Annotated in this window: 10 protein-coding genes; 6 read left to right on the top strand and 4 right to left on the bottom strand. The window is 46.4% G+C overall.

Annotated elements, in window-relative coordinates; genetic code table 11:
* Nucleotides 1-25 precede the first annotated feature (25 nt).
* The gene (locus tag HW560_RS24850; RefSeq protein ID WP_064640900.1) at nt 26-742 is read left to right on the top strand and encodes a YebC/PmpR family DNA-binding transcriptional regulator; all 717 of its coding nucleotides are present in this window, start codon (nt 26-28) and stop codon (nt 740-742) included.
* A gap of 85 nt (nt 743-827) precedes the next feature.
* Here the strand turns inward: HW560_RS24850 and HW560_RS24845 are convergent, their stop codons facing one another.
* The 4 genes from HW560_RS24845 to HW560_RS24830 form a co-directional block, all read right to left on the bottom strand.
* A complete protein-coding gene (locus HW560_RS24845) occupies nt 828-1,313 on the bottom strand; it encodes a DMT family transporter (protein WP_076291148.1) in 486 nt (161 codons plus the stop codon).
* 18 nt (nt 1,314-1,331) lie between these two features.
* A complete protein-coding gene (locus HW560_RS24840) occupies nt 1,332-2,030 on the bottom strand; it encodes a Crp/Fnr family transcriptional regulator (protein WP_179265026.1) in 699 nt (232 codons plus the stop codon).
* A gap of 35 nt (nt 2,031-2,065) precedes the next feature.
* Nucleotides 2,066-2,491, bottom strand: a complete 426-nt coding sequence (locus HW560_RS24835; protein ID WP_179265025.1) for a DMT family transporter — start codon at nt 2,489-2,491, stop codon at nt 2,066-2,068.
* Between the two features lie 168 nt (nt 2,492-2,659).
* Nucleotides 2,660-3,457 (bottom strand): Nif3-like dinuclear metal center hexameric protein, encoded by a 798-nt coding sequence (locus HW560_RS24830; RefSeq protein WP_179265024.1) that lies wholly within the window; start codon nt 3,455-3,457, stop codon nt 2,660-2,662.
* 235 nt (nt 3,458-3,692) lie between these two features.
* Here HW560_RS24830 and HW560_RS24825 point away from each other — a divergent pair, with 235 nt between their 5' ends.
* From HW560_RS24825 to HW560_RS24805, 5 genes are all read left to right on the top strand, one after another.
* Nucleotides 3,693-4,298, top strand: coding sequence for a biliverdin-producing heme oxygenase (locus HW560_RS24825; protein WP_179265023.1), 606 nt, complete (start codon nt 3,693-3,695; stop codon nt 4,296-4,298).
* Nucleotides 4,299-4,344: 46 nt separating this feature from the next.
* Entirely contained in the window at nt 4,345-6,885 is a 2,541-nt protein-coding gene (locus tag HW560_RS24820; protein WP_179265022.1) for a diguanylate cyclase domain-containing protein, read from the top strand.
* Nucleotides 6,886-7,081: 196 nt separating this feature from the next.
* Entirely contained in the window at nt 7,082-8,680 is a 1,599-nt protein-coding gene (locus HW560_RS24815) for a TerB N-terminal domain-containing protein (RefSeq protein ID WP_179265021.1), read from the top strand.
* 7 nt (nt 8,681-8,687) lie between these two features.
* Nucleotides 8,688-10,028: an ATP-binding protein gene (locus tag HW560_RS24810; RefSeq protein WP_179265020.1), complete on the top strand. Its 1,341-nt coding sequence runs from the start codon at nt 8,688-8,690 to the stop codon at nt 10,026-10,028.
* A complete protein-coding gene (locus tag HW560_RS24805) occupies nt 10,025-12,238 on the top strand; it encodes a DEAD/DEAH box helicase (protein WP_179265019.1) in 2,214 nt (737 codons plus the stop codon). Before HW560_RS24810 ends, HW560_RS24805 begins: the two co-directional genes overlap by 4 nt.
* Nucleotides 12,239-12,554 lie beyond the last annotated feature (316 nt).

Here is a 12,554-nt window from a genome sequence, read left to right as displayed (position 1 = left end):
TATGTTGAAAGTGAGCGGAAACGATATGGGTCGTAAGTGGAATAATATTAAAGAAAAAAAAGCTTCAAAAGATGCAAATACCAGCCGGGTCTATGCTAAATTCGGCGTTGAGATTTATGTAGCTGCCAAGAAGGGCGAACCGGACCCGGAAGCGAACCGCGCACTGAAAGTCGTGCTGGAACGTGCCAAAACGTATAACGTACCCAAAGCCATTATTGACCGTGCCATGGAAAAGGCAAAAGGCAGCGGGGACGAAAATTATGAAGAGTTGCGTTATGAAGGATTCGGGCCCAATGGTGCCATGGTTATCGTGGATGCCCTCACGAATAATGTGAACCGTACTGCACCCGAAGTACGCTCTGCTTTTAACAAAAACGCGGGTAATATGGGTGTGAGCGGATCGGTTGCTTATATGTTTGATCCTACAGCGGTAATCGGGGTAGAAGGCAAAAACTCCGAGGAAGTACTGGAACTTCTGCTTGAAGCAGATGTGGATGTACGTGATATCGTGGACGAAGACGATGCTGTGATCGTATATGCAGAACCGGATCAATTCCACGCTGTACAGGAAGCATTTAAAGCTGCCGGTGTTACTGAGTTCACAGTAGCCGAGCTGACGATGCTTGCGCAAAATCATATTGAACTTCCAGAGGATGCACAAGCCCAGTTCGAGAAACTGATCGATGCGCTTGAAGACCTTGAAGATGTTCAGCAAGTGTACCACAACGTAGAGTTCGTTTAAGCGAACTAAACGATACGTGGTTTGATTGCCAAAAAGAGTGTCTAGCCAATCTACGGATTGGACAGACACTCTTTTTATTGTTCTCCTATGAATCGGATTGCAATGCACCAGGAGATTTTTTCGATTTTGCCGATTTGCTACCGCCAAACTTGAATAACACAATACCGCCAACGATGACAAGAACGCCCAGAAGCTGGTTCCACGAGAATGGGATCTGCTCCAGTCCAAGCCATCCCATGGAATCAAACAGCAAGGCGAAACTTAACTGGGATGTAAGTACGATGGAGATCGCAAAGGTGGGACCGAGCAGCTTCATCCCCTGAACGAGACAGAAGACCACCCCAACACCGATGGCTCCACTAAGCCAGTACCAGGGCTGCATATGTTGGAAGCTAAACGTATTTTTGCCCTCCACCATTAGAGAAATCAGAAACGAAGCAATAAACCCGGTGAACAGCACCATCGTTGTTGTGGACCACGAGCCGGTACGTTCATTTACCTTACTATTAAAGATGGTCTGCAGACTGACAAGAGAACCTGCCAGTAACGCTAGCAAAATACCTGTAATGATCATAGGATAGAGATCTCCTTATTCATAGATGTTGTGACCCGCCACTTCTGCCAGACCTGCCCGATCTTTGACCATAATAAAGCCCTGATCCCGCATGATTAATCCATCTGCACACAGCTTCTGAATCACCCGATTCAAATGCCGATAACTCGTACCGATCAGATTCGCGATATCTGTCAAATTAAAGGCGTCCAGTTCTTCGTGGACAACAGTCCCCGCTTCTTCGGTAGAGATGGAGAGCAAATAGCTGGCTAATCGAACCTCGACCGGATACATCAGGTTGAAGTTGGAGAAGTTCGAATCAATGTAAAACTTATGGGATATAATTTGGAGCAGAAATTTCAACAGGGGTGCGTAATCGCTGGCAAGTTCAGCTAACCATTGATAATGAATGCGCAGCATCACGACAGGTGAGACCGCCTGTACCGTGTTCACGATGTTACTCTCCCGAACGTACTCGATATCACCAACCACTTCAAGCGGTGTTTTGAAGCAAAGAACGAGTGTTTTATCCTGTGGTGAGGTCGTGAAGATTTTGACTTTCCCCTCGACCAGTATATATAAATATTCGGATGTTTCGCCTTCACGGCAGATTAATTCGCACTTCTCGAAGTGGCATAACGTCATATGCGGACGCAGGGGCTCGTGAAATACCGATTCGAGCTGATATTGTTTTAAATAGTGCAATAATTGATGCTCATTCTGAAACTCTTCCATAAATGTATTTCACCCCCGACTTTATACTCGACCAGTTACAGCTTCATAATAATGACGCCCGTAACCATTAATGCTATACCCAGAAATTGCGGTAGTTTCATTTTCTGCTTCACAACACCAAACCATCCGTTACTGTCGACCAGAAAGGTCAGGAACAGCTGTGCAATCAACAGGGCGGAGATCGTAAAAGTTACCCCAATTTGCTGGATAGCCGTGACTTCGCTAAAAATAATTACTGCACCAAACGCGCCTCCTGCCAAGTACATGGGCTTGACTTGCTTCAATCCTTGCAGGTTGATGTCCCGCACGAATACAAGGATCAGAGCCGCCAGAATGAACCCGGTGAGTTGGGTAATGGTTGCGGCTTGCCAGGTTCCCATGTCCGTACTGATTCGGGTATTGGCAACCCCTTGCAGGGTAATGCATGCACCGCCTAATATTGCAAAAATAATTCCTCTCATGGTTGTACTCTCCTTGTCGCGTCATTACTTCTTCGATTTCTATTAAATGATATATCCACTCAAAAAGCCAAGGACAAATGTCCTCAGCTCAGAAGTCATAGCATTTAGAGTACAATAAACCCTCCGCAAAATCCAGTCAGAACCCAGGATGGCTCGTCATTCTGAAGATCACAATACTTGAAACACCGGTTGCTCACCAATAAAATGAACAGGCAATTCCGGGAAAGCTGTAGCCAATCTTTCTGACAAAAGCTTCATCCCGACAGCTTCACTCTCGGCATGACCGATCATAAGAACTGCCTTTTGTTTTCCTTGCTGCACAGCATCTCGTATGTACTCCGGTGTCTCCCATTCGAATCCTTCACCTGCGATAATCAGATCCAACTCTTCCTGTTGAAGTAAAGGAATGGTCAGATTGCCGTTGCCTCGAAAACCAACAAGCACTGCTGCTCGTCTGCATGTCATCTTTGGATCACCAGCTAGGCGTACATATTCGATCCCAAGCGAACGTTTAATATGTTCCGCAATAAGCTGAACTGTCATTTCTTCCGGAAAGGACAGAATGTCAGCTTCCGGTTTACGCTGTACCACATAAGGGGACCATCCTAATGCCTGAACCAATCCCTCCGTAATGCCATCCGGGTGAAAGCGGTGAATTGCATCATGGCAGCGATAGATCGCAATTCCACCGTTCTCGATTAGCTTTCTCTTGGTTTCATAAACTGGATCATCAGCCAGCCAATCGGTATGGCTATGATGATTATAGAAGGGAGGTTCATGAGCGATAATCAGATTAGCCCCACGCTGTATGGCATGCTCAATCACATGTTGTGTAGGCATAAAAGTTACAAAAACGCCTGTGATCGTTTGGTTGGGAGAACCCGTAATCAGTTGATCCACGGTGGTTTCTGGAAGTTCAACTTTGGCAGTAAGGTGATCTATAATGTGTTGAATGGTTATATTCATCTGCTTCATACCTCCAAGAACAGGATATGCCCAGTTTATCATGTTGATGGATGAACAGCATTATAGATATGGACTTTGGTGGATTCATATAGTTTTCTCGTACAAGAAAAAGTATACTTACATAGAATCTTTATCTAGATGAAATGGAGTATCCATTCAAACCTACATTGAACATACAGTTAAGTATAAGTCTTAATTCTGATGAAGAGATCCGACATAGAAGGGCGATGATTACATGACAGCCAGTACCATTATGGAACGTCTGAAGAGTGAGACAGCTCATTATCACAGACAAGTGGAACAAAACGATTATGCCAAGGCTATTATGAATCAAACCGTTAGCTTGGGAGAGTATAAGAAATATCTGGAGAAATTTTACGGGTTCCTGAAACCATTGGAAGATCAAGCCGTACAGCAGCCTTTCTGGGAAAGCACGGGACTGGATATCGGGATCAGAGGAAAAGCGAACTTGCTTGAAAATGATCTGCGGAATCTTGGCGCCAGTGAAGAGGAAATCAGCCAGGTTCCTTTATGTAAGGATCTTCCGGATATCTCGACACCAGCAAGGTTGTTCGGTTATTTATACGTCATTGAAGGATCTACGAACGGAGGTCAGATCATGACCAAACGTTTGTCACAGTTCTTGCCGATTGATGCAGATCGGGGGCTGGAATATTTTAATGCCTATGGTACGGAAACCAGAACGAGATGGGCGGAGTTCACGGAACTACTGCGTCAATCCATCACAGCGGAAGAAGATCACGACATCATGGTGCACACGGCCTCGGAAACGTTCCGATTACTTGACGAATGGATCAATACAGATACAGATCAGTTGTAAGTTGAGAATAAGAGTTATCACATCATGAGAGGGGATTTTTCAGGCTATGCCCGAATCGAAGTCCAAGAAAGAAAATAATTTGCTTAACCGTACATTGCTCAATCAGGGTACGTACACCAATGATCCAATTGATCTAAACAATTGCGACAAAGAACCTATTCATATCCCCGGCTTCATTCAACCTCATGGTGTGCTCTTGGCTGTGAGCACCAACAATATACCGACTATTGTACAATGCAGCCAAAATACGGAGGAACATCTCGGTCTTACTACGCAAGAGGTGCTGGGCCTTCCACTCGAACATCTAATTGGCAAGGATAATACAAGGCAGGTACTGGCACGCACCTTCAGTGCATCTGTAACATCAGACCTGCAATATATGGATCTCACGGTTACCGTTTCCGGACATGCTCAGGTCTTCACTTCTGTCATTCATGAAAGTGAAGGCCTGTTAATTTTGGAAATGGAGCCTTCCTATGAGAAAGGAAATATTGAAGTTAATGATTTTGAGTGGATTTCCAGCTTCTTCAGCCGGCTTAAAAGTACTGATAATCGGGTGGAAGCGAGTCAGATTGCAGCCGAACAAGTGAAAGAAATGCTAGGTTATGATCGGGTCATGATCTATGAATTTGACGAACAATGGAATGGGAAGGTCATTGCAGAAGCACGCGAGGAAGAGCTCGAACCGTTTCTCGGCCATCATTATCCTGCGTCAGATATTCCCAAACAGGCAAGGGAATTGTACCTGCGAAATTGGTTGCGCACCATCGTGAACGTGAATTATACACCTGTCGAGATCGTTCCCCTGCTTCAACCTTTAACGGGCAAACCGCTTAATCTGAGCTTGTCGGTTCTGCGGAGTGTATCTCCTTTGCACATTGAGTATTTACAGAACATGGGTGTTGGTGCGACCGTAACCATCTCACTGATCCATGACAACCAACTGTGGGGCCTGATTACATGTCATCACTATTCAGCCAGATATATACCCCATCGTATTCGTAACTTGTGTAACTTCCTGGGCTCCTTCTTCTCAAGTGAACTGTTTCAACGGCAGCAGCTGGATGAATATCAGGCTGAGATCAGGTCACGTGAAGCGGCTACCCAAATTGCTAATATTTTTATTGGGAATACAAGTCCAGCGAGGATTATTGAAGAATTGCAGGGCGAAGAGCAGACCTTACTGAGTCTTATGGATGCTTCGGGAGCTGCGATCTGTTATCAGGATAAGCTGCTGCTATATGGCGATACGCCAGCAAAAGAGCAAGTACGGGAATTGGCTGCATGGCTGGCGGGCAAGTCGGAAGATTACAGTTATCACACCTCCAAGCTGAGTTTGGAGTATGATCCTGCTAAAGCCTACAAGGAAAAAGCATCGGGTATTGTTTATGTTGCCATATCCCCTGGGCAGCATCATTATATCATCTGGTTCCGGCCTGAAGTGGTTCAGCTTGTGGATTGGGCAGGTGATCCAGCCAAAGCGGTGATCAGAACCGATGATGGCATGCGTCTCTCTCCCCGGAAATCCTTCGAAAAATGGAGAGAGGTCGTCCAGTCTACCTCTTATCCGTGGACAACGAAGGAACTGAATGTGCTGCCATTGCTCAAAACCATCGTGCGTCGTCAGACGGAAAACCAGCTCGTTCAGGCGGAAGAGCAAGCGTTGCAAAATGCACGTATTTTACGACAAAATGAGCAGCGCTATTTGCAGTTGATGGAATTTTCACCGGTAGCCTTTTTTACGTTGACGGACGGGTTCATCATTTATTGCAATAACAAGGCAGCCGAACTGCTTGGTTATGAAAATTCCAAATCTCTCATCGGCAAGGATTTCAGGGAATTTGTGCCTGATAAGACGAAAACAATTTTGCAGCAAAATCTCGAGGAACTGAAACTTAATCATATGCGTATGTTTACCAACCAGGCATATTTCACCACAGCAACGGGTACGTCCCTATTGTTTGAGATTACACTGGCTTCTGTTACACATACAGGCAAACCGTCAGTGATGGTGCTTCTGAACAGCAGGTCATCCCATCACGATCAGGATCATTATACAGAGACAACCAGTCAGCTCCAGAACTATCTCAACACAGATCCGTTAACAGACATGCCGCTTCAGACCATATTCCAAGCCCAGCTTCAGGATGATTGGAATGAATGTTTGCAGGAGAAATGCAGCTTGGGACTGATAATTATAGATATCGACGATTTCCGTTCATATAATGCATCTTATGGACTTCAAGGTGGGGATCTGTGCCTGCAGTGGATTGGAGAAGTACTGACCGTTGTCAGTGAGCAGAATGATGCCATCATCTCACGCCTTCGGGGAGGAACCTTCATGCTGAAACTAAAGAATGCAACGTCGGAACGTTCAGCGGAGCTTGCCGAAGAAATTAGACAACATGTGCTTGCACTTCAAATTCAGAGGGATCTGTCCAGTCCAAGTGAAGTGGTCACTGTTAGCGTTGGCGGTGCGGTAATGGTTCCTGAAGAGACGCTAATGATGTCGAATTTGGTTGAGAAAGCTAGTCAGGCCCTTGCTCAGGCCAAAAGTGACGGGAAAAATCGGGCTATCATGGTTTGATACGAGGTTTTACTAGCCTTACTGTAAAGGGTGCAGCAAAATGGTATAGAGGGAAGGCATTTAAACTGGATATCAGTTTAAATGCCTTTCTTTTTTCTATTCAAACGCAAAGTATTATTTTCATAACCGCAGGCCCAGGACAAGTGTTATAATAATGGATATGGATACACTTGTTCGTATTCGCAGGTGGAGGACGGTGAAACGGAATCAAATGAAAGAGGATTCAAGACAACTGGAGTTTATGGAAATCGATCTGAGCGAAGAGCCTATCACAGCGGCAGTCCCGGTTCCTGATCGTTCAACGATTGTCCGTGCTGATTTTGATATAAGATTACCTGGCGGCATATTGTCTTCGGAGAAAAGGTTTGTGGAGGAAGCAAGGCAACTCATGGAAGTGGAAGGGGAACAGGCTCCCTGGGTTCCTTTTATGAGTTATTGGCCGACTTATGGTGTAATGAACGAACCCCAGCGCCATTGGTATATGTATTGGAGGACTGAAGTCCGGCAAGGACGGTTCCCTGATACGGATCTGTCTTATCTGTTTGTTCATATTTATGAGCTGATCAACGGAATTGGTTGGCAGGAACCACAGGAAGGTTACGACCAATTAAAAGAGCTATGGATCAACTATCGTGAACGGCTTCCGCAGTTGGATGTATACATGCAGGAATGGATTATTGATTATGATCTCGTACATGAGTTGAACATGTCATTATCCGAGATGGTGGAGCTTTCGAGTGGCTATCTTACACCGGAGATTTTGGATAAGGAATTGCACCGGCTGTTAAGCAGCAATATATCGGATATCTCGCTGAAGCTGTTACAACGATATTATGACTACGACATTACGCTCAGCAAATTTTACAGGGACGGCGGCAAAGAAATTTTGGAACAGTACATTCCCCGAGTCATGGCTTTGGTTGATTCTTATCTGATGCGTACACGCAAGGTCGGCATATTGAATCAGTTTGAGCTAAATCATGAAAGGACGATCGAACGTACGTTGTTTCGAAAGGCCGTATATGACGACTCCATTTATGGAAAATCGGTTCGAATAACATATGTTCCGATTGGAGAGCATGCAGATTTTGTCCAGTTTGTAACCCGGGTTTTTCGATGCACGGAAAATAAATGCCGTGAACTGCTCGGTTTCCGAGGGCGACTTCGTGGAAAGACCCTTGAACCTGAGCTTGCAAATGTGATTGAACGTTACCTGGACAAAGCCTTTGCAGTCGAGCAAATGCCAGTAGTAGAGCAACCGATAGTCCGCATTGATGCGGAGAAACTTGCATCGCTGCAGCAGGAAAGTGAATATGTGCGCAGAGCACTCATGATCGAGGAAAATCGTACCTCCGAAGATGAGGATGCGAACAATGCGAGCAGCCAAGCTCCTATAACGATTCAAAATTCAACGGATGACACTGAAAGAGCTGAGGAGTCTGAAAAACCGGAGGTGGGCTTTGAGGGAGCGCTTAAAACTTACGGAGTTCATGAAAGCGGGATTAGCGAGCCATTATCATTACAATGGGAGGCGAATTTTTCTGCTGATTTGGATGAAGAGTGGTTGCAGTTCTCTGAAATGCTGTCTCCGCAGCATGTACAGGCAATTTATGCCTTGCTTGGTGTTAACCCGCATACGGACCTGATGCGGGTGGCTGAGCAATACGGAACGATGCCTGCACTCCTGTTGGATGAAATGAATGATATGGCTATGGAAACGATTGGTGATCTACTGATTGATGGTGATCGCCTAGTTTTCGATTATATCAATGTGTTTGAACATGTGAAGAGGTGATTGGGCAGTGGCAGAACTTAAAATACCGAAGCGGCTGACTACCGCACTAGTGAATTCGTTGACCGCAGGCGTTGTGCCACGAATCGGACTGGAGCAGATTGCTGTTGGTCGGAAATCTGAAGTGGACGCGATCTTGCGGGATATGGACAATATTGCAGAAGGCGGGGCAGCTTTTAAGCTGATTACAGGAAGGTATGGAAGCGGGAAAAGCTTTCTGTTGCAGATGATTCGTAACTATGCGATGGATCGCGAATTCGTTGTGGCGGACGCCGACTTGTCACCTGAGCGCAGACTGGTGGGAACCAAAGGTCAGGGGCTCGCAACATATCGTGAGCTGATGACTCGTCTGTCTACTCGTACACGACCGGATGGCGGGGCACTGGAACCGATTTTGCAGAAATGGATTGCCGGTCTTCAGCAACAAGCGATGCAGAGTCAGGGGTTGCGCCCGGATGATCCGGCTCTTCCTGCTGAAGTTGAGAAGCAGATCTATGCGGTGACAAACGAAATGCAGAATTTGGTGCATGGATTTGATTTTGCCAAAGTGCTGGCTTCGTACTGGAACGGCTATAAATTGGAGGATGATGACCGCAAACAGGCTGCGCTGCGCTGGTTGAGAGGCGAATTCGCAACCAAAACGGAAGCCAAGAAAGAGCTGGCTGTCGGCGTCATCATTGACGATGATAACTGGTATGACTACTTCAAATTATGGTCCGAATTTACGGCACGGATCGGTTATAAAGGATTGCTGTTGTTTATAGATGAAGCGGTGAATCTTTATAAAATTACAAACAGCATCTCCCGGCAAAGCAACTACGAGAAGCTGCTTACCATGTTCAATGATACGATGCAGGGCAAAGCAGAACACCTGGGTATTTTTGTAGGCGGCACACCACAATTTGTGGAGGATGAAAGACGCGGACTCTTTAGTTATGAAGCGCTTCGCTCCAGACTTATTGATGGTCGCTATGCAGCAAGAGAATATGCGAATTATACCGGACCGATCCTGAAACTTACGATGTTATCCCATGAAGAGATTTTGATTCTGCTGCAGAAGCTGCGTCAGATTCATGCCCTGCATTTTGGGTATAGTGCAAGTCTGACGGATGAGGATTTAGTTGATTTTATGCAAACAGCGGTTAACCGGCTCGGTGCGGATGAGTTACTGACTACACGTGAAGTGGTGCGGGACTTCATGGATGTGCTGCACACGCTCCATCAGAATCCCGAAGTGACCTATGCTCAATTGCTTGGTGAGCGAGCAGTTAAACCGCCGGAAGCAGGAAAAGGAACGGATTCATCATCTCCGGATGATCTGGATGATTTTCTGGCGGAGTTTGAATTATGAGTGAGAACCCTTTCTATCGACTGGCCCCTTTTGTACAGGAATTTATTTATAAAAAAAGATGGGAATCACTTCGGCCTGCCCAGATTGAAGCTTGCAATATTTGCTTTCATACCCCGCATCATATGCTGATTGCGGCAGGCACAGCCTCCGGCAAGACGGAGGCGGCTTTTTTTCCAGCACTGACCGAGCTGTATGAACGGCCCTCCAAATCCGTGGGCATCTTGTACATCGGGCCGCTTAAGGCACTGATTAATGACCAATTCGAGCGACTAAAGGATCTGCTGTCCGAGGGGAATATTCCGGTATGGCACTGGCATGGAGATGTGCCTCAGGCAGAGAAAACACGTCTCATGCGAAGTCCCTCCGGTGTGCTTCAGATTACGCCTGAATCGCTTGAAGGTCTGCTGATGAATCGTCCCAATGCCATTCCGGCGTTATTTCATGATCTGCGGTATGTCATTATTGACGAGGTTCATGCATTCATGGGAGCGGATCGAGGTATTCAGGTATTGAGTGAACTGGCACGAATTGAGCGTATGGCTGGATGTAAACCGCGAAGAGTCGGATTATCCGCAACATTAAGTGATTATAATGCGGCTACAGCCTGGCTCGCTGCTGGAACTAACAAGGGGGTGGAGGTGGTTTCTTCCCCCGGTGGTCGCAAGTTGCGTCTGCGAGTGGAGCATTTTTCGTTTCCGGATGCACGGGATGAAGAACAGGCGGAACATCTGCATAACGCACGTAAAGTCTATTACGACTTCATCTATGAGAGTACACATCGCAAAAAAGCTTTAATATTCACCAATAGCCGGACGGATGCCGAAGTTACTATACTTGAGATGCGACGTGTCGCCGCACGGAGACAGGAGCGGGACGTATTCCATGTTCATCATGGGAGTATTTCCGCCATGTTGAGAGAAGAGACCGAAGCAGCCTTGCGAACCGGGTCAGGGCCAGCAGTTGCTGCGGCTACCGTAACGTTGGAACTGGGCATTGACCTGGGTGAGCTGGAGCGGGTTGTGCAGCTTGGAGCACCGTATAGCGCATCAAGCTTTGTACAGCGTCTTGGACGATCAGGCAGGCGCGAGGATATGGCTTCCGAAATGTTATTTGTATGTCCGGAAGAAGAGGATGAGGAAGCCCAATTGCCTGCTCGAATGCCATGGACACTGATGAGGGCGATTGCTGTGATTGAATTGTATGTTAAGACCAAGTGGGTTGAACCGCTTGAGGCTCGTAAGATGCCTATGGGTGTGCTCTATCATCAGACGATGAGCATGCTGAAAAGCATGGGGGAGGCTGAACCCAAAGAACTGGCTGAGGCTATCCTTTCACTCGCACCATTCGCGCAGATTCGTGCAGATCAATATCAGGTTTTTCTGAATTATTTGATTGAGACTGATCATCTGCAATGGACAGAAGATCGGACATTAATTATCGGGCTTACGGGTGAGAAAACCGTCAATAACTATCGCTTTTACGCGGTGTTCAAAGATGATGAAGAGCACAAAGTGCTGAACGGTTCCGAGGAGATCGGGTCGATTACAACCGTGCCGCCACCTGGATACTGTTTCTCCCTTGCCGGAAAGCTGTGGAAAGTGGAAGAGGTGGATCACAAGCATAAATCCGTGTATGTCAAGGCGGCCAAAGGCAAAGTGGATACGTTATGGCTTGGTGCGGGTGGGGACATTCATACGACGGTCGTCCAGAAAATGCGAGAAGTACTGTCAGACACAGTGATATATCCGTATCTATCTCCGCAAGCGGTAAATCGTTTGGAGCGCGCCCGTCGACTTGCGCGTGAAAGTGGATTATTGAAGCAGGTTGTCATTCCAGCAGGAGGAGATTCCTTGTATGTATTACCTTGGGTGGGAAGCAAGTCTTTCCGCACACTCGAACGTTTAATGAAGCACAACTTGTCTGACAAGCTAGCCTTGCGATCTGTTGTACCTATGGAGCCTTATTATTTTGTCGTGTCAGGCAAAGTGGATGGTCGCACACTTTTGGCCGAGATCATGAGTGAGTGTCGAGCAGCAGAAGACGCATCTGCGTTGCTTTCAGAAGATGAAGCACCGTATCTTGGTAAATATGATGAATTTGTGTCTCCTCCATTGATCCGAGTGGCCTTTGCAGTGGATGGATTGGATTTAAATGGGCTCAAAGAAGGATTACAGCAAACGTTAACATGGGATTCTTCATCTGTGAAATGACGCAATAACGCATGTGTTTTGTCTTTAATTTGAATTAAAGAAATTTAAATTGTGAATCAGGGTTGACACCACCTCACCTCCCATGTAATATATGAAAAGTCGTCACACACGAACCGCAAACAACAAATGCATATTTCATTTCGTATAACCTCGCAGGCCGAAAGTGTACACAGGGCGAGGGTCTCTACGGGAAGCCTATACTTCCTAACTACGATGCCAGGGAATCATTGTATTCCTTGCTCGTAGTTAGGATTTTTTGCATTTGGATGGTGTCTGTGACCTTGGCATGGATCAAACATGCGGACGCATTTTTCGA

This window comes from Paenibacillus sp. E222 (assembly GCF_013401555.1).
In the GTDB taxonomy this organism is placed as follows: domain Bacteria; phylum Bacillota; class Bacilli; order Paenibacillales; family Paenibacillaceae; genus Paenibacillus.
This window is presented reverse-complemented; position numbering and strand designations above follow the sequence as displayed.

What these genes read in the sequence shown, in the direction of transcription:
- HW560_RS24830 (WP_179265024.1), bottom strand. Translation starts at nt 3,457, where the DNA reads ATGAATATAACCATTCAACACATTATAGATCACCTTACTGCCAAAGTT.
- HW560_RS24850 (WP_064640900.1), top strand. Translation starts at nt 26, where the DNA reads ATGGGTCGTAAGTGGAATAATATTAAAGAAAAAAAAGCTTCAAAAGAT.
- HW560_RS24840 (WP_179265026.1), bottom strand. Translation starts at nt 2,030, where the DNA reads ATGGAAGAGTTTCAGAATGAGCATCAATTATTGCACTATTTAAAACAA.
- HW560_RS24805 (WP_179265019.1), top strand. Translation starts at nt 10,025, where the DNA reads ATGAGTGAGAACCCTTTCTATCGACTGGCCCCTTTTGTACAGGAATTT.
- HW560_RS24820 (WP_179265022.1), top strand. Translation starts at nt 4,345, where the DNA reads ATGCCCGAATCGAAGTCCAAGAAAGAAAATAATTTGCTTAACCGTACA.
- HW560_RS24835 (WP_179265025.1), bottom strand. Translation starts at nt 2,491, where the DNA reads ATGAGAGGAATTATTTTTGCAATATTAGGCGGTGCATGCATTACCCTG.
- HW560_RS24825 (WP_179265023.1), top strand. Translation starts at nt 3,693, where the DNA reads ATGACAGCCAGTACCATTATGGAACGTCTGAAGAGTGAGACAGCTCAT.